Source organism: Caballeronia telluris (assembly GCF_001544495.1).
Taxonomy (GTDB): Bacteria; Pseudomonadota; Gammaproteobacteria; order Burkholderiales; family Burkholderiaceae; genus Caballeronia; species Caballeronia telluris.
In genome coordinates, this window is the sequence record NZ_FCNZ02000014.1 from 176,323 (window position 1) to 196,811 (window position 20,489).

The 20,489-nt window shown below is 65.8% G+C and carries 16 protein-coding genes; 10 read left to right on the top strand and 6 right to left on the bottom strand.

What is annotated here, in order from left to right:
• The first annotated feature begins 44 nt into the window (after nucleotides 1–44).
• Complete coding sequence (locus AWB66_RS19440; protein ID WP_087631800.1) at nucleotides 45–1,775, top strand: AMP-binding protein; 1,731 nt, start codon at nucleotides 45–47, stop codon at nucleotides 1,773–1,775.
• A gap of 609 nt (nucleotides 1,776–2,384) precedes the next feature.
• Nucleotides 2,385–3,323, top strand: coding sequence for an alpha/beta hydrolase (locus AWB66_RS19445; RefSeq protein ID WP_087631801.1), 939 nt, complete (start codon nucleotides 2,385–2,387; stop codon nucleotides 3,321–3,323).
• Nucleotides 3,324–3,327: 4 nt separating this feature from the next.
• Here AWB66_RS19445 and AWB66_RS19450 read toward each other — a convergent pair whose 3' ends face one another.
• Complete coding sequence (locus tag AWB66_RS19450) at nucleotides 3,328–4,167, bottom strand: transporter substrate-binding domain-containing protein (RefSeq protein ID WP_087631802.1); 840 nt, start codon at nucleotides 4,165–4,167, stop codon at nucleotides 3,328–3,330.
• A 171-nt stretch (nucleotides 4,168–4,338) separates the two neighbouring features.
• On the opposite strand from AWB66_RS19450, the gene hemE reads away from it, so the two are divergent.
• From hemE to AWB66_RS19465, 3 genes are all read left to right on the top strand, one after another.
• Complete coding sequence (gene hemE / locus AWB66_RS19455; protein ID WP_327354906.1) at nucleotides 4,339–5,433, top strand: uroporphyrinogen decarboxylase; 1,095 nt, start codon at nucleotides 4,339–4,341, stop codon at nucleotides 5,431–5,433.
• Between the two features lie 109 nt (nucleotides 5,434–5,542).
• The gene (locus tag AWB66_RS33000; protein WP_125469751.1) at nucleotides 5,543–5,890 is read left to right on the top strand and encodes a hypothetical protein; all 348 of its coding nucleotides are present in this window, start codon (nucleotides 5,543–5,545) and stop codon (nucleotides 5,888–5,890) included.
• Complete coding sequence (locus tag AWB66_RS19465; RefSeq protein WP_087631805.1) at nucleotides 5,887–8,130, top strand: primosomal protein N'; 2,244 nt, start codon at nucleotides 5,887–5,889, stop codon at nucleotides 8,128–8,130. Before AWB66_RS33000 ends, AWB66_RS19465 begins: the two co-directional genes overlap by 4 nt.
• 14 nt (nucleotides 8,131–8,144) lie before the next feature.
• Here AWB66_RS19465 and AWB66_RS33710 read toward each other — a convergent pair whose 3' ends face one another.
• Nucleotides 8,145–8,318 carry a hypothetical protein gene (locus AWB66_RS33710; protein ID WP_159462919.1) on the bottom strand — a complete coding sequence of 58 codons (174 nt, stop codon included), beginning with the start codon at nucleotides 8,316–8,318 and terminating at the stop codon, nucleotides 8,145–8,147.
• A gap of 295 nt (nucleotides 8,319–8,613) precedes the next feature.
• On the opposite strand from AWB66_RS33710, the gene putA reads away from it, so the two are divergent.
• Together putA and AWB66_RS19480 are read left to right on the top strand one after the other, a co-directional pair.
• Nucleotides 8,614–12,555, top strand: a complete 3,942-nt coding sequence (gene putA / locus AWB66_RS19475) for a trifunctional transcriptional regulator/proline dehydrogenase/L-glutamate gamma-semialdehyde dehydrogenase (RefSeq protein WP_087631807.1) — start codon at nucleotides 8,614–8,616, stop codon at nucleotides 12,553–12,555.
• A gap of 88 nt (nucleotides 12,556–12,643) precedes the next feature.
• The gene (locus AWB66_RS19480; protein WP_087631808.1) at nucleotides 12,644–13,792 is read left to right on the top strand and encodes a branched-chain amino acid ABC transporter substrate-binding protein; all 1,149 of its coding nucleotides are present in this window, start codon (nucleotides 12,644–12,646) and stop codon (nucleotides 13,790–13,792) included.
• A gap of 37 nt (nucleotides 13,793–13,829) precedes the next feature.
• Here the strand turns inward: AWB66_RS19480 and AWB66_RS19485 are convergent, their stop codons facing one another.
• The 3 genes from AWB66_RS19485 to AWB66_RS19495 form a co-directional block, all read right to left on the bottom strand.
• A complete protein-coding gene (locus AWB66_RS19485) occupies nucleotides 13,830–14,378 on the bottom strand; it encodes a cytochrome b/b6 domain-containing protein (RefSeq protein ID WP_087631809.1) in 549 nt (182 codons plus the stop codon).
• Nucleotides 14,379–14,386: 8 nt separating this feature from the next.
• On the bottom strand, nucleotides 14,387–14,650 hold the full coding sequence (locus AWB66_RS19490) for a PepSY domain-containing protein (protein ID WP_087631810.1): 264 nt from the start codon (nucleotides 14,648–14,650) through the stop codon (nucleotides 14,387–14,389).
• Between the two features lie 93 nt (nucleotides 14,651–14,743).
• A complete protein-coding gene (locus AWB66_RS19495) occupies nucleotides 14,744–16,456 on the bottom strand; it encodes a thiamine pyrophosphate-binding protein (protein WP_087631811.1) in 1,713 nt (570 codons plus the stop codon).
• A 302-nt stretch (nucleotides 16,457–16,758) separates the two neighbouring features.
• On the opposite strand from AWB66_RS19495, the gene flhF reads away from it, so the two are divergent.
• From flhF to AWB66_RS19510, 3 genes are read left to right on the top strand one after another with little or no spacing between them, the layout of a single operon-like run.
• Entirely contained in the window at nucleotides 16,759–18,531 is a 1,773-nt protein-coding gene (gene flhF / locus AWB66_RS19500) for a flagellar biosynthesis GTPase FlhF (protein WP_087631812.1), read from the top strand.
• Nucleotides 18,524–19,429, top strand: a complete 906-nt coding sequence (locus AWB66_RS19505; RefSeq protein WP_087631813.1) for a MinD/ParA family ATP-binding protein — start codon at nucleotides 18,524–18,526, stop codon at nucleotides 19,427–19,429. Before flhF ends, AWB66_RS19505 begins: the two co-directional genes overlap by 8 nt.
• A gap of 22 nt (nucleotides 19,430–19,451) precedes the next feature.
• Nucleotides 19,452–20,183 (top strand): RNA polymerase sigma factor FliA, encoded by a 732-nt coding sequence (locus tag AWB66_RS19510; RefSeq protein ID WP_087631814.1) that lies wholly within the window; start codon nucleotides 19,452–19,454, stop codon nucleotides 20,181–20,183.
• A gap of 18 nt (nucleotides 20,184–20,201) precedes the next feature.
• Here the strand turns inward: AWB66_RS19510 and AWB66_RS33715 are convergent, their stop codons facing one another.
• Nucleotides 20,202–20,345: a hypothetical protein gene (locus AWB66_RS33715; RefSeq protein WP_159462920.1), complete on the bottom strand. Its 144-nt coding sequence runs from the start codon at nucleotides 20,343–20,345 to the stop codon at nucleotides 20,202–20,204.
• Nucleotides 20,346–20,489 lie beyond the last annotated feature (144 nt).

Consider the following 20,489-nt stretch of genomic DNA (forward strand, 5'->3'; position numbering starts at 1 on the left):
ACGCCTGCAACGCTGGGGCAGCGGATTCCAAAGCGGAGACATCGATGGCAAATCAACCGACGCAAGCCGGCGCGCAAATCGAACCGCGCGACGGCCTTTCCTACGTCCGCGGCTCGACCGACATTCCCCTCTCCGACGCGACCGTGTCGCGCTTTCTCCTCGACACGGTCGCGCGATTTCCCGACCGGCCGGCCGTCACGTTTCGCGAGCAGAACATCCGCTGGACCTGGCGGCAGTTCGCCGACGAAGTCGACATCCTCGCATGCGGGCTCATTGCGCTCGGGATCGAAAAGGGCGATCGAGTGGGAATCTGGTCGCCGAATCGCGCTGAATGGCTGCTGACGCAGTTCGCGACGGCGCGGATCGGCGCGGTGCTGGTGAACATCAACCCGGCTTATCGGCTCGCCGAACTCGAATACGCGCTCAACAAGGTCGGCTGTCGCGCGCTGATCGCGGCCGAGCAGTTCAAGACGTCGAAGTATCTGGACATGCTGCAAACGCTCGCGCCCGAACTCGCCAACGCCGAGCCGAACGCGCTGCGCGCCGCGAAGCTGCCGACGTTGCGCACGGTGATCCGCATGGGCGAGGCGAAAACGGCCGGCATGCTCAATTTCGGCGATGTCATGGCGCGCGGCCGCGAGCAACTCGATACGCCGAAGCTCGGCGCACTCGAAGCGACGCTCAACGCTCAAGAGCCGATCAACATCCAGTTCACGAGCGGCACGACCGGCAATCCGAAGGGCGCGACACTCACGCACCACAACGTTGTGAACAACGCGCGCTATATCGCGATGGCGATGCGCCTCTCCGAGAACGATTCGCTTTGCATTCCGGTGCCGCTTTATCACTGCTTCGGCATGGTGCTGGCGGTGCTCGCGTGCGTCTCGACGGGCTGCGCGATGGTTTTCCCCGGCGAAGCCTTCGATCCCGCCGCGACGCTCGCCGCCGTCCACGAGGAGCGCTGCACGGCGCTGCACGGCGTGCCGACGATGTTCATCGCCGAGCTTGATCATCCCGACTTCGCGAACTACGACCTCAGCCGCCTGCGCACGGGCATCATGGCCGGCTCGCCGTGCCCGATCGAGACGATGAAGCGCGTCGTGTCGACGATGAACCTGCGCGAGATCACGATCGCCTACGGCATGACGGAAACGAGCCCGGTGTCATTCCAGAGTTCGACGACCGATCCGCTCGACAAGCGCACGACGACGGTCGGACGCATCCAGCCGCACCTCGAAGTGAAGGTGATCGATCCGACGGGTGACATCGTGCCGGTCGGCGAAACGGGCGAACTGTGCACGCGCGGCTATTCGGTGATGAAGGGCTATTGGGGCGAAGAGGAAAAGACGCGCGAATCGATCGTCGATGGCTGGATGCACACCGGCGATCTCGCGACGATCGACGCCGAAGGCTATTGCAACATCGTCGGCCGGCTGAAGGACATGCTGATTCGCGGCGGCGAAAACGTCTATCCGCGCGAAATCGAAGAGTTTCTGTTCCGGCATCCGAAGGTGCAGTCGGTCCAGGTGTTCGGCGTGCCCGACCAGAAATACGGAGAGGAAGTGTGCGCGTGGATCGTCGTGCGGCCGGGCGAGCACGCGACCGAGCAGGACATTCGCGAATTCTGCCAAGGGCAGATCGCGCATTACAAGATCCCGCGTTATATCCGCTTCGTCGACGAGTTGCCGATGACCGTGACCGGCAAGGCGCAAAAATTCGTCATGCGCGCGCGGATGATCGAAGAACTGAAGGTGGCGGAGACAAAAACGGCTTGAATCGACGGAGAATGCGTCGCGTTTTCCCATCGACATCGACAGACGCAACAAACGCGCGATTCGTTTCAGGAATCGCGCAAACGTTTGTCCGGACGAAAAAAAAGCGGGCCTGGAGCCCGCTAAAAACCACACGCTACGGGGTTAGCGCGAGGAGACCAAAGGTGGGAACGATTTCGATACCGCTTGTGTACCGAAGAACGACCCCAGCAAAGATGTCCCAGTCGAGGGTTTCGGCGATTGCCGACTATCAGGCGCGTGGTCTTTCCTTACACACCGCACCCAACACATCCGTGTTGAAACCGTTTGAAGAGATTGTGGGCGAATTGATCTGAAGTCGCCGTAACAAAGTGTTTCAGGTTGTAACCCGCGTCGCATAAGGCACAGCGGAAATATCTAAGCGCTTTTTCTGGCAAATTCGAATATAAATTGTTCGACCATTGGAGTTTGCCGCCCCGCGAATTGGCGTTATGGTCCGATTGCTATTTTTCAGACTAGTGCAAAAACTCTAAAAGTCCGCGAGAATCGAACGTCCGGTCTAATGAAATCGAAACGCATTTTTGGCAGGCAAGGAATAAACCGGCCGGCCACGCGAAAACACGGAGACAACAATTGACCATCGACGCAGACCTCCTCGGCTACTACCGCGCGGTTGCGGAAACCTTCCCGCCGCTTCTCTACGACGCCGATGCGCAGGCTGTGCGCCAGCGCTTCAGCGATGTCGCCCGCACCTTCGCACGCCCGCGTCCCGGGGAAATCGCCGTGACGGACACCGTGCTGCCGCTCGAGGGGCGCGAACTTCCGGCCCGCTTCTATCGACCGGCGGCGGCGAGTGGCGCGCTGCCGCTGCTCGTGTACTTTCACGGTGGCGGCTGGGTCGTCGGCGATCTCGATACGCATGACGAGTTCGTCGCCCGCCTCGCCATCGACGCGAATTGCGCCGTCGCCAGCGTCGACTATCGGCTTGCGCCGGAGCATCCGTTCCCCGCGCCGTGCGACGACGCGCTCGATGCGCTGCTCTGGCTCGCGGAACATCGCTCGCGGCTCGGTTTCGTCACCGACCGGCTGGCCGTCGGCGGCGACAGCGCAGGTGCGCATCTCGCCGTCGTCGCGGCGCGCGGCGCCAATGAGCGCGTCGCCGGGCTGGTCGGCGCGCAGTTGCTGCTTTATCCGGCGATGCGCCGCCAGTTCGAGAGCGCGAGTTGTATCGCGAATGCGAACGGCCCGGGGCTGACCAACGACGAAATGAAATGGTACTGGGCGCAATTCCTGTCCGGCGCGGCGCCGGTCGCCGACGACGTCCGCGCGTTCCCGCTCGCCGAGCCGTTCGAACGCGCGCCGTCGCCGGCGCTGATCGTCGCCGCCGCGCACGATCCGCTCTACGACGACGCCTTCGAACTCTCGCGCTTTCTGCAAACCAGCGGCGGGCGCGTTGAACTGATCGACGCCGCCGACATGACGCACGGTTTCGGGCGCATCCAGTCGCATTCGCCCGTGGCGGCGGCGCATATGAAGCGCGTCGCGGCGCGCATCGGCGAGATGCTGCGCTAGCGCGTCACTTCAGCCACTTGTCGACGACCGACTGAAACTCGCCGGTCGAGCGGGCGAGGTGCAGCCACTGATCGACGTACTGCTGGAACGGCACGTCGCCGCGCGGCACAAGATACGCCTTTTCGCCGAACTGGAACGGCTTGTCCGGATGCACGGAGCACAGTCCCGGGTTGAGCTTCTGCTGCAGCAGCGTTTCCGAGGCGTCGGTGACCATCACGTCGGCGTGACCGTCGAGGATCTGCTTGAAGATCGTCACGTTGTCCGGATACTCGATCAACTGCGAGTGCGTGAAGAATTGCTTCGCGAAGCGCTCGTTGGTGCCACCCGGGTTGACGATCGTGCGCACGGTCGGCTGATCGATCTGCTCGACGGTCTGATATTTTTCGACGTCGTCGCACCGCACGATCGGCGTCTTGCCGTCGACCATGTACGGCTGCGTGAAGAACGCGCGCTTCTGGCGCTCGAGCGTCGTCGAAACGCCGCCGACCGCGATGTCGCATTTCGCGACGAAGTCGTTCATCAGGTTCGACCACGACGTCTTCACGTACTCCGCCTTCACGCCGAGCGATTTCGCGAGACTCTCGGCGAGATCGATGTCGATGCCTTCGAACTGGCCGTCCGGTTTCAGGAAGCTGTACGGCTTGTAGTCGCCGGTCGTGCAGACGCGCAGTGTGCGGCGGGCGAGGACGTCGTCAAGACGCGAGGGCGCCGGCGCCGCGACCGCGGGCGTCGCGCTGGCTGCGGGCCGTCCCGAGACGGTTCCGGCCTGAACCGTTTGCGCGAGCGCGCTGCCGGAGAGCGAGACCGCCGCGACCGCTGCAAGATGAACGAGGAGGTTTTTCATTGGTTTTCTTGTGGGTTGATATGGCCGTCGATCATAGCGACGGATGCGGCACTTGAACAAGGCACGCGATCCCCGATCGCGCCACCGCCGCACGAGTCCGCACCGTCTGCCATCGCAAAAAGGCGAGGCCGCTCCGGTAGAATGGCTCTTTGCCTTCCAGCACCGAGCGACGTGGCCCATACCCTTCTCAACGATACTTTCCTGCGCGCGCTGTTGCGCCAGCCGACCGACTACACGCCGATCTGGCTGATGCGTCAGGCGGGCCGTTATCTGCCGGAGTACAACGCCACGCGCGCGCGCGCCGGGAGCTTCCTGGGGCTCGCGAAAAATCCCGATTACGCGACCGAAGTCACGCTCCAGCCGCTCGAACGTTTTCCGCTCGACGCCGCCATCCTCTTCTCCGACATCCTGACGATTCCCGACGCGATGGGGCTCGGCCTGAATTTCGTGCAGGGCGAAGGTCCGCGTTTCGAGCGCACGGTGCGCACGGAAGCCGACGTCGCGAGGCTCGCGGTGCCGGACATCGACGCAACGCTCCGCTACGTGACCGACGCGGTCAGCCAGATTCGCCGCGCGCTCACCGATGGCGAAGGCCGCCAGAAAGTACCGCTGATCGGCTTCTCGGGCAGTCCGTGGACGCTCGCGTGCTACATGGTCGAGGGCGGCGGCTCGGACGACCATCGCACGGTCAAGTCGATGGCGTACGCGCGGCCGGACCTGATGCACCGCATCCTCGACATCAACGCGCAAGCGGTCGTCGCGTACCTGAACGCGCAGATCGAAGCGGGCGCGCAGGCCGTGATGATCTTCGATACCTGGGGCGGCGCGCTCGCCGACGGCGCGTATCAGCGCTTTTCGCTCGACTACATCGGGAAGGTCGTGGCGGGCGTCAAGCGCGAGCATGACGGCGCGCGGGTGCCGGTGATCACGTTCACGAAGGGCGGCGGGCTGTGGCTGGAAGAAATCGCGTCGATCGGCGTCGACGCGGTCGGGCTCGACTGGACCGTCAATCTCGGCGCGGCGCGTGCAAAGGTCGGTGACCGGGTGGCGTTGCAGGGCAATATCGATCCGAGCGTGCTGTTCGCGCCCCCGGCGGCGATTCGCACTGAAGCGCGCGCCGTGCTCGACAGCTTCGGCAACCATCCGGGGCACGTGTTCAACCTCGGTCACGGCATCTCGCAGTTCACGCCGCCGGAGCACGTCGCGGAACTGGTCGATGAAGTGCATCGCCACAGCCGCGCCATCCGGCAACGCAATAACGCCTGAGCGTTCGTTTGGTGCGGCGCGGCAATCGAGCGCATCAAGGCCCGTTTGTTGCAACGCACTTTCGAGGTCTTGAAAGCCCGCCCGCGAGCCATTTCCCGAATGTCAAGGCTTGACTTATGCACATTTTTTACGCTGCGGCGCGCCATCAGACGTATCGGGGAAAAGGCTCAATAAAGTTTGTCTATTCTTCGATCAAGTCATTGATTCAAAAGAATTAACCCGTTGTCTACCCGAAATGTGGGCACGCATGCAAAAGCACCCGGCATGCCTCTTTTTCGAACTGTCAACCGAAGTTCTCAACAAAGTTATCCACAGGCCTGTGGAAAGCCGCGATTTCTCAAAAATAATCCTGAACTTAGCGCCGATTGTGATGTTTCACTTTAAGTACGGGGCGCAAAGCCTTGTGCTGTCGTCGGCGTATCTTGGCGGCGGCCCGTGCGGGCGGCGCGAGACATGAGTGCCGTGTTCGTCCGCGTCGCGCTCGATCATCCGTTGCCGACGCTCTTCGACTATCGCTACGATCTGGCGCCCGAGCCCGCGCCGGGATTGCTCGTGCGCGTGCCGTTCGGGCGTCGCGATGTCGTCGGGATGATCTGCGAAGTCACCGGGCGAAGCGACGTCCCGGCGGAGAAATTGCGCGCCGTCGACGCCATCTGCGACGTCTGCGCGCCGCTCGCGGACGAATGGCGCGCGCTCGCCGCGTTCGCCGCCGACTATTACCAGCGCGGACTGGGCGAAGTCGCGCTGCCCGCGCTGCCGCAAGCATTGCGCGATGCGTCGCGCTGGGCGCGTCTCTTCGCGCCGGAAGAGTGCTACCGCCTGCTGGCTGCCGGGCGCGCCGCGTTGCCGGACGCGCTTCCGGCCCGCGCGAGCGCGTTGCGTCGACTGGCGGAAGCGCTCGCGGCCCAGCCGACGCTCGCCGCCGCCGACGCCCGCGCGCTGCATCCGAAAGCAAGCGCGACGCTCGACGACTGGCAGTCGAAAGGCTGGGTCGCGCTGGAAACCGTCGACGACACGACCGGCGCCGTCCAGCCTCCCGCCCTGACCGACGATGCCTTGCTCCCCCGCTTGACGCACGAACAGCAGGAAGCCGTCGACGCGATCACCGCCGCGCATCGGTTCGCGCCGTTCCTGCTGCACGGCGTCACGGGCAGCGGCAAGACCGAGGTCTATCTGCACGCGCTCGCCGGCTTGCTGCATGCACGGCCGGACGCGCAGGCGCTCGTCCTCGTCCCCGAGATCAACCTGACGCCGCAGTTCGAAGCCGCATTCCGCACGCGCTTCGCCGCGCTGCCGGACGGCGCGATCGTCACGATGCACAGCGGCCTCGCCGAAGGCGAGCGCGCGCGCAACTGGATCGCCGCGCACACCGGGCGCGCGCGGATCGTGCTCGGCACGCGGCTCGCGATCCTCGCCTCGTTGCCAAAACTTTCGCTGATCGTCGTCGACGAGGAGCACGACCCCGCTTACAAGCAGCAGGAAGGGTTGCGCTATTCCGCTCGCGACCTCGCGATCTATCGCGCGAAGCAACTCGGCATTCCGGTCGTGCTGGGTTCGGCGACGCCGTCGCTCGAAAGCTGGTGGCAGGCCGAGCAGGGCCGCTACACGCGGCTTTCGCTGACACGCCGCGCCGTCGCCGAGGCGGTGCTGCCGGCCGTGAAGCTCGTCGATCTGGAAGAAGAGCACAGGCGCGGGCGGGCGTCGATCGACGGTTTGTCGGGGCCGCTCGTCGCGGCGCTCAAAGGACGGCTGGAACGCGGCGAACAAAGTCTCGTGTTTCTCAACCGCCGCGGCTACGCGCCGATCCTCTCGTGCGACGCGTGCGGCTGGGTCGCCGGCTGTCCGCGCTGCAGCGCGTATGTGGTGCTGCACAAGCCCGAGCGGTCGCTGCGCTGCCATCACTGCGGCTGGGAATCGCGGATTCCGAAGTCGTGCCCGGACTGCGGCAACGTCGATATCGCGCCGATGGGACGCGGCACGCAGCGCGTCGAGGAGACGCTCGCGAGCGCGGTGCCGGGCGCGCGCGTGCTGCGCATCGACGCCGACAGCACGCGGCGCAAGGGCAGCGCGCAGGCGCTTTTCTCGGATGTCCACGCGGGCGAAGTCGATATTCTGGTAGGCACGCAGATGATCGCGAAGGGACACGACTTCCAGCGCGTGACGCTGGTCGGCGTGCTGAACGCCGATACGGCGCTCTTTTCCCACGATTTCCGCGCAAGCGAGCGTCTTTTCGCGCAACTGATGCAGGTGAGCGGCCGCGCCGGGCGGTCCGGCTTGCCCGGCGAGGTGATGATCCAGACGCGCTATCCGCGACACGCGCTGTATCACGCGCTGGGGCGCCACGATTACGTCGGCTTTGCCCGTTCGACGCTCGCCGAACGGCGTGACGCGCATCTGCCGCCGTTCGTCTATCAGGCGCTCTTGCGCGCCGAAGGCCGCACGCTCGAGGCCGCGCTGGCCTTCCTGGCGCAGGCGGCGGCCGTGTTCGCCACACTGCCGGGCGCGGATCGCGTGACGGTCTACGACGCCGTGCCGCTCACCATCGTGAAGGTCTTCAACGTGCATCGCGCGCAACTGCTGCTGGAATGCGCGTCGCGCGCGGCGCTCCAGACCGCGTTGCGCGCCTGGCAGCCGGCGTTACGCGAACTTCGCGGCGTGTTGCGCTGGGCCGTCGAGGTCGATCCGCTCGATATCTGAACGCGCGGACCGCGTCAGGCGCGGCTTCGGTCGGCCTTCAGGCGCGGGGATTCGTCGGCGGGAGAGCGGGGCGCGTCGCCCGCGTCGGCGCGTTCGCGCGCGATGTGCGGCTGGGCTCCGCGAATGAACAGCACGACGCACAACGCGCACATCGCCCAGATGCAGCCGATCACCATCCACGTGCTCATTTCTTTCTCCCCGAAACTGCGTTTCGCGCGGCTCGAATCGGCGCGCATGGCAGTTATATCGGCGGGGAACGCGCGTTTGATTAGGGCAACTCCGAAAATATTGAGACTAGGGAAACTACTAGTCGATTTTCGCCATTTTCGAGCAGGGCCCATCTGCGGCAAAGCCTTGTGGCATAAGGGCCCCAAAGGGGTGCAACCCGGCCCGAAAAGTTGGTTGCACCTTTTTTTGCGGCGGAGTACGATGCGCCAACTTTTTAGTCATCGGCCGGTGGCACTTCGGCCAAACGAAGGATATATGGCGAGCACTACCCTTGGCGTCAAAGTCGACGATCTGCTGCGTTCCCGGCTGAAAGATGCCGCGACGCGTCTCGAGCGCACTCCCCACTGGTTGATCAAGCAGGCGATCTTCGCGTATCTCGAACGCATCGAGCACGGCCAGCTTCCGCCCGAACTGTCGGGTGCGAACGGCGGCGCCGAGCTGGGCGAGCCGCTGCCGGTCGAAAGCGACGAAGACGGCGCGCCGCATCCGTTCCTCGATTTCGCGCAGAACGTGCAGCCGCAGTCGGTGCTGCGCGCGGCCATCACGGCGGCGTATCGGCGGCCGGAGCCGGAGTGCGTGCCGTTCCTCGTCGGCCAGGCGCGTCTGCCGGCGAACATCGCCACCGAGGCCCAGTCGCTCGCGACGAAACTCGTCGAAGCCTTGCGGGCGAAGCACACGGGCGGCGGCGTCGAAGGGCTGATCCACGAATTTTCGCTGTCGAGCCAGGAAGGCGTCGCGCTGATGTGCCTCGCCGAGGCGCTCCTGCGCATTCCCGACCGCGCGACCCGCGACGCGCTGATCCGCGACAAGATCAGCAAGGGCGACTGGCGCTCGCATATGGGCCAGGCGCCGTCGCTGTTCGTGAACGCGGCGACGTGGGGCCTCATGATCACCGGCAAGCTGGTGACGACCAATAGCGAGACGGGGCTGTCGTCGGCGCTGACGCGCCTGATCGGACGCGGCGGCGAGCCGCTGATCCGAAAGGGCGTCGACATGGCGATGCGCCTGATGGGTGAGCAGTTCGTCACCGGCGAGACGATTTCGGAGGCGCTGGCGAACAGCCGCAAGTTCGAGGCGCGCGGCTTCCGCTATTCCTACGACATGCTCGGCGAAGCCGCGACGACCGAAGAAGACGCGCTGCGCTACTACGCGTCCTACGAGCAGGCGATCCACGCGATCGGCAAGGCGGCGGGCGGGCGCGGCATCTACGAAGGCCCGGGCATTTCGATCAAGCTTTCCGCGCTGCATCCGCGCTATTCGCGCTCGCAGCAGGAACGCACGATGAACGAACTGCTGCCGCGCGTGCGTTCGCTCGCGCAGCTCGCGCGCCGCTATGACATCGGCCTGAACATCGACGCAGAAGAAGCCGACCGCCTCGAAATCTCGCTCGATCTGCTCGAAGCGCTGTGCTTCGATCCCGAACTGGCGGGCTGGAACGGCATCGGCTTCGTGGTGCAGGCGTATCAGAAGCGCTGCCCGTTCGTGATCGACTACCTGATCGACCTCGCGCGCCGCAGCCGTCATCGTCTGATGATCCGGCTCGTCAAGGGCGCCTACTGGGATTCGGAAATCAAGCGCGCGCAAGTCGATGGCCTCGAAGGCTATCCGGTCTATACGCGCAAGATCTACACGGACATTTCCTACGTCGCGTGCGCGAAGAAGCTGCTCGGCGCGCCCGATGCCGTCTATCCGCAATTCGCGACGCACAACGCCTACACGCTCTCGGCGATCTATCACCTCGCCGGACAGAACTACTATCCCGGTCAGTACGAATTCCAGTGCCTGCACGGCATGGGCGAACCGCTCTACGAAGAAGTCACCGGCCGCGACAAGCTGAATCGCCCGTGCCGCGTCTACGCGCCGGTCGGCACGCACGAAACGCTGCTCGCGTATCTCGTGCGGCGTCTGCTGGAAAACGGCGCGAACACGTCGTTCGTGAACCGCATCGCGGATGAATCGATTCCCGTCAGCGAACTGGTCGTCGATCCGATCGACGAAGCGTCGCGACTCACGCCGCTCGGCGCGCCGCACGCGAAGATTCCGCTGCCGCGCCAGTTGTACGGCAACGAGCGCCTCAACTCGATGGGCTTCGATTTGTCGAACGAACATCGGCTGGCGTCGCTCTCGTCGGCGTTGCTCGCGAGCGGGCACAACCCGTGGCGCGCAGTGCCGATGCTCGAAGGCGATGGGTTGGCCGACCTCGAAGGCAACGGCACGCCGCGCGACGTGCGCAACCCGGCCGACCTGCGGGACGTCGTCGGCACGGTCGTCGAGGCATCGCCGGAGCAGGTGAACGCTGCGATCGCGCACGCGGTCGCCGCCGCGCCGATCTGGCAGGCGACGCCCGTCGACGATCGCGCCGACTGTCTCGCGCGCGCCGCCGATTTGCTCGAAGCGCAGATGCACACACTGATGGGGCTCGTCGTGCGCGAAGCGGGCAAGTCGCTCGCGAACGCGGTGTCGGAGATTCGCGAAGCCATCGATTTTCTGCGCTATTACTCCGCGCAGATTCGCGGCGAGTTCTCGAACGACACGCATCGGCCGCTCGGGCCCGTGGTCTGCATCAGCCCGTGGAACTTCCCGCTCGCGATCTTCATGGGTCAGGTTGCCGCGGCGCTCGCCGCCGGCAATCCGGTGCTCGCGAAACCCGCCGAGCAGACGCCGCTGATCGCCGCGCAAGCCGTGCGCATCCTGCGCGAGGCGGGCGTGCCGTCGGGCGCGGTGCAACTGCTGCCTGGCGACGGTGAGACGGTCGGCGCGGCGCTGGTCGCCGACCCGCGCACGCGCGCCGTGATGTTCACCGGCTCGACCGATGTCGCGCGCCTCATCAACAAGACGCTCTCCGAGCGCCTCGACCCGGACGGCCGGCCGATTCCGCTGATCGCCGAGACGGGCGGCCAGAACGCGATGATCGTCGATTCGTCGGCGCTCGCGGAACAGGTCGTTGCGGACGTGATGCAGTCGTCGTTCGATTCCGCCGGCCAGCGTTGCTCCGCGCTGCGCGTGCTGTGCCTGCAAGAAGATGTCGCCGATCGCACGCTCGACATGCTGACGGGCGCGATGAAGCAGCTCGCGGTGGGCAACCCGGATCGCCTGTCGACCGACGTCGGCCCGGTGATCGACGCCGACGCGAAGCGCGGCATCGACGCGCACGTCGCCGCGATGCGCGAAAAGGGCCGCAAGGTCGTGCAACTGCCGCTGCCGGAAGGCTGCGCGCAGGGCACGTTCGTGCCGCCGACCTTGATCGAACTCGATTCCATCGACGAACTGAAGCGCGAAGTCTTCGGTCCGGTGCTGCATGTGGTGCGTTATCGCCGCGCGTCTCTTGATAAACTCCTCGACCAAATCAAGACGACCGGTTACGGCCTCACGCTCGGCATCCATACGCGGATCGACGAAACCATCGCGCATGTGATTTCGCGGGCGCACGTCGGCAATATTTATGTGAACCGGAACGTGATCGGCGCGGTGGTCGGCGTGCAGCCGTTCGGCGGCGAAGGTTTGTCGGGCACGGGTCCGAAAGCGGGCGGCGCGCTGTATCTGCAACGTCTGCTGGCGAAGCGTCCGACCGGCTTGCCGCAGTCGCTTGCGAAGGCGCTGGTCGTCGATCAGGCTGCATCGGCTGATACGCCCGCCGCCGCATTGACCGCGTTGCGCGACTGGTCGCTCGCGGAGCGCGATCCGCAAACGGCCGCGCGCTGCGACGGTTATCTGCAGCACGTGCTGGCCGGCGCGACGGCGGTCTTGCCCGGCCCGACCGGCGAGCGCAACACCTACACGCTCGGCGCACGCGGCACGGTGCTGTGCGTGGCATCGACGGCGAGCGGCGCGCGCGCCCAGTTCGCGGCGGTGCTCGCCACCGGCAACAAGGCGCTCTTTTCCGGCGCGGCGGGCGAGCAACTGGCGGCGTCGCTGCCGGCGTCGCTCAAGGCGCACGCACTGGTGAAGAAAGAAGCCGCGGCCGATTTCGACGCCGTGCTGTTCGAAGGCGACAGCGATGAACTGCTGTCGCTCGTGAAGGATGTCGCGAAACGCGCGGGGCCGATCGTGTCGGTGCAGGGCGTCGCGGCGGGGGCGTTCGCCGACGGCGGTCACGACGGCGAGGACTACGCGCTCGAACGGCTGCTGACGGAGCGCTCGGTGAGCGTGAACACGGCGGCCGCGGGCGGCAATGCGAATTTGATGACGATCGGTTGAGATCCCTCAGCGCTCGATTCAAACAAACGGCAGCGGGCACGGCGATCCCGGCAAGAAGCTGCCACCCACACTGGTACTAGGAGAAGCTATGAAGCACACGATGAACAAGCTGGCAGCGGCGTTGGCAGTTGCCGGCCTGTCGCTCGCGGGGACCGCAGTCGCACAGCAGGCAGAAGAGGTGAAGGTCGGTTTCGCCGCTCCGATGACAGGCGCGCAGGCTCACTACGGCAAGGACTTCGAGAACGGCATCACGCTCGCCGTCGAAGATTTCAATGCGACCAAGCCGGTGATCGGCGGCAAGCCGGTGCGCATCGTGCTGAACGCAGCCGACGACCAGGCTGACCCGCGCACGGGCACGACCGTCGCGCAGAAGCTGGTGGACGACGGCATCAAGGGCATGCTCGGCCACTTCAACTCGGGCACGACGATCCCCGCATCGCGCATCTACGCGAACGCCGGCATCCCCGAGATCGCGATGGCAACGGCGCCCGAATACACGACGCAAGGCTACAAGACCACGTTCCGCATGATGACCTCGGACACGCAGCAGGGTTCGGTCGCGGGCGAGTTCGCGGTGAAGAACCTGAAGGTCAAGAAGATTGCGATCGTCGACGACCGCACGGCCTACGGCCAGGGTCTCGCCGACCAGTTCGAGAAGGCCGCGAAGGCGGCGGGCGGCACGATCGTCGTGCGTGAATTCACGAACGACAAGGCCGTCGACTTCAAGGCGATTCTGACCAAGATCAAGGCGTCGAACCCGGACCTCGTCTACTACGGCGGCGCCGATTCGCAAGCCGCGCCGATGGTCAGGCAGATGAAGACGCTCGGCTTCCGCGCGCCGCTGATGGCGGGCGAAATGGTCAAGACCGACACGTTCGTGAAGATCGCCGGCGACGCCGCCGATGGCACCGTCGCCTCGCTTGCGGGCCTGCCGATGGACCAGATGCCGGGCGGCGCGGATTACACGGCGAAGTACAAGAAGCGCTTCAACGAAGACGTGCAGACGTACTCGCCGTACGCCTACGACGGCGCAATGGCGATGTTCAATGCGATGAAGAAGGCGAACTCGACCGATCCGGCCAAGTACCTGCCGTTCCTCGCGAAGACCGAAATGCCGGGCGTGACGACGTCGAAGCTGGCGTATGACACGAAGGGCGACCTGAAGAACGGCGGCATCACGCTGTACAAGGTCGTCGGCGGCAAGTGGACGACGCTGCAAAGCGTAGGCGGCAAGTAAGCCGTTTTCGCTTCAGTGTTGACGAAAGGCCCCGTTTTTACGGGGCCTTTTTGCTGTGCGGGTCGCGCTTGAAACCGGTCAGCATCGCGACGATCAGATTCTCGCGCGTCCAGACGCTCATCACGAGCGCGGCGACGATATGCGCATACACGCACAGTTCGAGCGCGATCGACAGGTATTCGTGCAGGTCCTGCGGCCAGTCCTCGCCCCAGAAGGCGTCGAGGCGCATCAGCCAGCCCGTCACGCCGAGCGCGAGTATCAGGAGCCAGAGCGCGATCGCCATCAGGCCGCCGAGCGGATTGTGCGAGAGATGATGGATCGGCTTGCCGGCGGCGAGCGAGCGCAGATAGTCGGCGAGATGCGAAGGCGTCGGCCACCACGCCGAGAAGCGCGCGGGCGGCGTGCCGACGAAGCCCCACACGATGCGAAGTGCAACGAGCCCGCCCGCGATATAGCCGAGCACGCGATGCGCTTCGTCGGTCGGACCGAAGAGATTCCAGATGACGATGCCCGCGACCGTCCAGTGCGTGAGCCGCACGCAGAGGTCCCAGGTTTTGATCCGGCCGGCAGGCGTGGTCGCGGGCATCGTGGGCGCTATTCGACTTCCGACTTCACGACGGCGAGCGTCTTCGCGTCGTAATAGATCTCGACCTTCTTGCCGTCCTTGTTGTGACCGTAGATCTCGTAGCAGTTGCCGTCGACCTTGAACTTCTTGATCTTGTAGCCCTCTGCTTCCAGTTTCGCGCGCGCGTCCGACTCCTTCATCCATTCGCTCTTCGGATGGGCCGTGCAGTCGGCCTTCGCGAACGCCGCGCCCGAGACGCCCAATGCCGCCACCAATGCCAGGATCTTGACCATCTGCCGCCCTCGTCCAGTCGTTTATCGAGCGGCTACTCTACTGCCAATGAGAATGGCTCGCAAGTCAATCGAAAGCTGGACGAGGGTCGGTTGTCAGGCGAGTTTTCGCGCTTGCTGGCGAATCTGGTCGAGCGTCGCGCCCGGCGTGCTCTGATCCGGCGGAATGCGGATTTCGATCACCGCTGGCAGCCCCGAATTCACCGCGCGTTCGAACGCGGGCATGAACGCGTCGGTCGTTTCGACGCGCTCGCCGTGCGCGCCGAACGATCGCGCATAGGCGGGAAAATCCGGGTTCGTGAGCCCGGTCCCATGCATGCGGTTCGGATAGTGGCGCTCCTGATGCATGCGGATCGTCCCGTATTGCCCGTTGTTCACGACGATGAAGATCACCGGCAACCGGTACTGCATCGCGGTGGCGATCTCGTGGCTCGACATCATGAAGCAGCCGTCGCCGGCGAACGCGATGACCGTGCGCGCAGGATAGAGCGACTTCGCCGCGATGGCCGCCGGCACGCCGTAGCCCATCGCGCCGCTGGTCGGCGCGACCTGCGAGCGGAAATGCCGGTACGCGTAATGCCGATGCAGCCACGTCGCGTAATTGCCGGCGCCGTTGGTGAGGATGGCGTCGGCGGGAAGGCGCTCGCTCAGCTGACGCATGATCTCGCCGAGTTGCACGTCGCCGAGCATGGGGCGCGGCTTGCGCCATTCGAGATAAGCATCGTGAGCGGCGGCGGCCGTGCCGGACCAGACGGGCGCCACGGGCGGCGCGAGCGCGGCCAGCGCCGACGCGATTTCCGGCATCCCCGAGACGATCGGCAAGTCGGCTGAGTAGACGCGTCCGAGTTCGTCCGCGCCTTGGTGGATATGGATGAGCGTCTGCTTCGTCTTCGGGATGTCGAGGAGCGTGTAGCCGCCCGTCGTCGATTCGCCGAGGCGCGGGCCGATCACGAGCAGCACGTCCGCCTCGCGGATGCGCGCGGCGAGCGCCGGATTGATCCCGAGCCCGACGTCGCCCGCATAGTTCGGATGCTCGTTGTTCAGCGTGTCCTGGAAGCGGAACGCGCAGCCCGCCGGCAACTGCCATTGTTCGACGAAGCGCGCGAAATCCTGCGTCGCGGCTTCGGTCCAGCCGCTGCCGCCCGCGATCACGAACGGCCGCTCGGCCGCCGAGAGCATCGCGTGAAGCCGTTCCATTTGCGCGGGCGCGGGCGCCGCGGCCACGCGCTGATAGCGCGGCGCGCCGGGGACGGCCGGGCACGGCTCGCTCAGCATGTCCTCGGGCAGCGCGAGCACGACCGGACCGGGACGCCCGGACGTCGCGACATGAAACGCGTGGCTCAGGTATTCGGGCACGCGGCGCGCGTCGTCGATCTGCGCGACCCACTTCGCCATCTGCCCGAACATCCGCCGATAGTCGATTTCCTGGAACGCCTCGCGGTCCATGTGCTCCCGGGCGCACTGGCCGATCAAGAGGATCATCGGCGTGGAGTCCTGGAAGGCGGTGTGCACGCCGATCGACGCGTGCGTCGCGCCCGGCCCGCGCGTGACGATCGCGACGCCCGGCCGGCCGGTCAGCTTGCCGACCGCTTCGGCCATGTTGGCCGCGCCCGCTTCGTGGCGGCAGACGATCGTCTGGATCTGATCGGTTTCGTCGTGGAGCGAATCGAGGACGGCCAAAAAACTCTCGCCGGGCACGCAGAACACGCGCTCGACGCCATGCGTGACGAGCGCATCGACGACGAGCCGGGCGCCGGTGGTGGTCGGGGAATCGGAGGAGGAGGAAGAAGCAGCGACTGCGGACGCCATGCGGTGAAATCTCCGGTGATTGTTTCGGGCGATGATCCGACCCGACAGCTTACGCCGACCGGCCCGCATCCAGCCAGAGGCGCAAATCCCGATGGAGCCGCGCCGGAACGTGCGCGGCGCCTTCCCCGGCCGGTGCGGCCAAAAATCCCCATCACCCGAATTACCCGGCTTTCTCACCCCTTATCGCCAGATAGTCCCTCGCCGACATTCGGAATAATGACTTCCATGGAAAACGGTTGCGGCCTTCGTCGCCGCAGGCCGTCAGCAAAGATCGAAGTCGTCAAACCTCATCGGGGGCAAGCTTGAACATTCGTAAATTCGTCGGCGCCACAAGTCGGGACGCACTGCGTCTCGTGCGTGAAGCGCTAGGCCCCGATGCGGTCGTCCTGTCGAATCGCACGCTGGAAGACGGCACCGTCGAGATCGTGAGCGTCGCCGACAGCGATCTGGCGAAGATTTCGCCCGTCGCGGGAGAGGGCGCGGCGCCGTCGATGGCCGCTGCGGCCGCGAAAGCCATCGTGAGCGCCGGCGCGATGAACCCCTATGCGAGCGGTGACGTGTTCTCGTCGGTTTTCGGTGCGAACTCCGAAACGGACGAAGACGACGACATCGAAGCGCAGCCGGAACTCGCGCCGAAGCGCCGCAACGCCTTCGACGAAGCGCCGCGCACGATGGCCGAATCGAATCCGTGGCTGATCGAGCATGCACGGCGCGTCGCCCAGCAGGCCGCCGCGCCGACGCCGCCGAACCGCGCCATGACGCCCGCCAGCGCGATCGCGAAAGGACTCGGCACGCCGGTTCCGGTGTCCGCCGTCGAGAAGGCCAAGACGCCGGAAGCGGCCCGCGTGCATCAGCCGAGCCCGCCGCAGCCGCCGAAGATCGACACGCCCGACTGGGCGCGCGAAGCCGCGCAGATCGCCGCGCGCCGCGCCGCGCAGAAGATCGTCACGGTGCAGATGCCGCAGCCGGAGCCGTCCGACGACGCATCGCGCTCGACGCCTCATGCGCGTCCGGCACAGGAAGGCGCCTTTGCGGGCCTGCCGGAGAGCGCGGCCGCCGCCGTCACGGAAGCGATCCGTGCGCGCATGGAGCAGGTCGTCAACGACACCGTGATGAACGAACTCTCGTCGATGCGCGGGATGATGGAAGAGCACTTCGCCGGTCTGCTGTGGGGCGACCGCCAGCGCCGCAGCCCGACCAACGCCGCGCTGACCAAGCGCCTGTTCGCCGCCGGTTTCTCGGCGCAACTGGTGCGCATGGTCATCGACAACATGCCGGAAATGGAGCACGTCGAAGCCGCGCTGGAATGGGTGCAGCAGGTGCTCGAAACGAACCTGCCGGTGATGGACAGCGAAGAAGCGATGATGGATCGCGGCGGCGTGTTCGCGCTGATGGGCCCGACGGGCGTCGGCAAGACGACGACCACCGCGAAGCTCGCCGCGCGTTGCGTGATGCGCTTCGGCGCGAGCAAGGTCGCGCTCCTGACGACCGACAGCTACCGGATCGGCGCGCACGAACAGCTGCGCATCTTCGGCAAGATCCTCGGCGTATCGGTGCACGCGGTGAAGGACGGCGCCGACCTGCAACTCGCGCTCTCCGAGCTGCGCAACAAACATATCGTGCTGATCGACACGATCGGCATGAGCCAGCGCGACCGCCTGGTCTCCGACCAGATCGCGATGCTCTGCGGCGCCGGTCATCCGGTGCAGCGCCTCCTGCTTCTGAACGCGACGAGCCACGGCGACACGCTCAACGAAGTCGTGCAGGCGTACCGGAGCACGCCGGACCAGCCGCCGCTCGCGGGCTGCATCCTGACGAAGATCGACGAAGCCACGAACCTCGGCGGCGTGCTCGACACGGTGATCCGCTACAAGCTGCCCGTGCATTACGTATCGACGGGACAGAAGGTGCCGGAGAACCTGTACGTCGCGACCAAGCGTTTCCTCATCAAGAGCGCGTTCTGCATTCCGCGCGACGGGTCGCCCTTCGTGCCGCAGGACGAAGAAGTGCCCGCGTTGCTGTCCGCGCTGTCGGCGCGTGCTTCCACCGAACTGCATGAGGTTCACTTTGGATAAGTTCGTGCTCGATCAGGCGGAAGGTCTGAGACGGCTTCTGACGAACGCGGGATCGCGCGTCGTCGCGGTGGCGGGCGGGCCGGCCGGCATCGGCTGCACGTCGACGGTGGCGAATCTCGCCGCGGCGCTCGCGATCCACGGCAGGGACGTCCTCGTGATCGACGAGCGCCAGAACGCCGGCTCGCTCAGCAAGATGCTCGGATTGAACGATACGGGCGCGCTCGCCTCGGTGATGTCGGGCCGGCGCTTCCTGCAGGACGCGGTGACGCGCACGCCGTTCGGCTTTTCGCTCCTGGCGGCGCCGCGCGACGAACGCATCAGCCACGATGCGGGACAGTGCCGGGCGCTGCTCGACGGCCCCGCCGACATCGTGCTGATCGACACGCAACTCGATCGCAATGGCGCGCTGTCGTCGCTCGCGGCGCAGGCGCACGACTTCCTGATCGTGACCCGCGTCGCAGCGGCGGCGATCACCGAGGCTTATGCATGCATGAAGCGCCTGCACTACGCGCACGCCATCGGGCAGTTTCGCGTGCTGATGAATCACGTGCAGAACGCAACCGACGCGGCCACCGCGTTCGAAAACCTGTCGGGCGTCGCGAGCCGGTATCTCGGCGTGTCGCTCGCACAGGCGGGATACGTCGCGGAGGATGCGCGCGTATCGCGGGCGCTGGAACTCGCGCGCTGTGCCGTCGAAGCCTTTCCGGCGACACCGGCTGCGCGCGACTACCGGCAGATTGCCGCAGAACTTTTGCACTGGCCGATGCGGCCCGCGCCATTCCGGCGGGACGACATCGAAAGAGGCATGACAGCAATGACGGGCGCGGCGGACGGACAGTCCGGCTACCGCGCCGGGACACCGGCCGCTCACGAGTTGAGCAGCACGGCGTCGATGTGACATAGGGAAAGAGGGGATCAAGATGTACAACGCCCAGGGAAAGCTCTCGCAATCCGAAGTGCTGACGCGCTACGCGCCGCTCGTGCGCAGGCTGGGGCTCCAGCTCGTCGCGAAGATGCCGGCGAGCGTCGATCTCGACGACCTGATCCAGGCCGGCATGATCGGCCTGATGGACGCCGCGAATCGCTACAAGGAAGATCAGGGCGCGCAGTTCGAGACCTACGCGAGCCAGCGCATTCGCGGCGCGATGCTCGACGAGCTGCGTGCCAACGACTGGCTGCCGCGCAGCATGCGCAAGACCTCGCGCGAGGTGGAATCGGCGGTGCACAAGGTCGAGCAGTCGCTCGGCCGCTCCGCGAGCGAGACCGAAATCGCCGAGCATCTGAAGTTGCCGCTCGACGAATATCAATCGATGTTGCAGGACCTGCATGGCAGCCAGCTCATCTATTACGAAGACTTCGACCGCTCCGCCGACGACGAGCCGTTTCTCGACCGCTATTGCGTCGACCGTTCGGACCCGCTGTCCGCGTTGCTCGACGGCAGCCTGCGCTCGGCGCTGGTCGATGCGATCGACAAGCTGCCCGAACGCGAGAAGCTCCTGATGAGCCTCTATTACGAGAAAGGTCTGAACCTGCGCGAAATCGGCGCGGTGATGGAAGTGAGCGAGTCGCGGGTGTGCCAGTTGCACAGCCAGGCCGTCGCCCGCTTGCGCGCGAAGCTGCGCGAACTGGCGTGGTCGAGCGTGGAAGCCTGAGGGTCGCTTGAAGGGCGACTATTCGAAGTCGCCGCCGTCGGCGAAGACGGTCTGGCCCCGGCCTGGCGTCTTCGCGCGGTACATCGCGCGGTCGGCGGCACGCATGAGCGCTGCGAGATCGCGGTGTTGCGCGGGCGCACCGATCGTCGATCGGGCACGCACCGGTGCTCGCCGAGCCGCTCGCCGGCCGGTCGTTGACCGAGGTGAGCGCGGCAAGGATCGCGCGGATGCCATCGGCGACGGCGAGCGTGTGCTTGCCGTAGCGGCAGCCCGATCCGATCAGAAACCAGAACGCCACTCGCCGCA

Excerpts from the sequence above, each read along its gene's own strand:
- AWB66_RS19510 (WP_087631814.1), top strand. The coding sequence starts at position 19,452 with ATGTACAACGCCCAGGGAAAGCTCTCGCAATCCGAAGTGCTGACGCGC.
- AWB66_RS19480 (WP_087631808.1), top strand. The coding sequence starts at position 12,644 with ATGAAGCACACGATGAACAAGCTGGCAGCGGCGTTGGCAGTTGCCGGC.
- putA (WP_087631807.1), top strand. The coding sequence starts at position 8,614 with ATGGCGAGCACTACCCTTGGCGTCAAAGTCGACGATCTGCTGCGTTCC.
- AWB66_RS19440 (WP_087631800.1), top strand. The coding sequence starts at position 45 with ATGGCAAATCAACCGACGCAAGCCGGCGCGCAAATCGAACCGCGCGAC.
- AWB66_RS19465 (WP_087631805.1), top strand. The coding sequence starts at position 5,887 with ATGAGTGCCGTGTTCGTCCGCGTCGCGCTCGATCATCCGTTGCCGACG.
- AWB66_RS19490 (WP_087631810.1), bottom strand. The coding sequence starts at position 14,650 with ATGGTCAAGATCCTGGCATTGGTGGCGGCATTGGGCGTCTCGGGCGCG.
- AWB66_RS19495 (WP_087631811.1), bottom strand. The coding sequence starts at position 16,456 with ATGGCGTCCGCAGTCGCTGCTTCTTCCTCCTCCTCCGATTCCCCGACC.
- AWB66_RS19450 (WP_087631802.1), bottom strand. The coding sequence starts at position 4,167 with ATGAAAAACCTCCTCGTTCATCTTGCAGCGGTCGCGGCGGTCTCGCTC.
- AWB66_RS33710 (WP_159462919.1), bottom strand. The coding sequence starts at position 8,318 with ATGAGCACGTGGATGGTGATCGGCTGCATCTGGGCGATGTGCGCGTTG.
- AWB66_RS19485 (WP_087631809.1), bottom strand. The coding sequence starts at position 14,378 with ATGCCCGCGACCACGCCTGCCGGCCGGATCAAAACCTGGGACCTCTGC.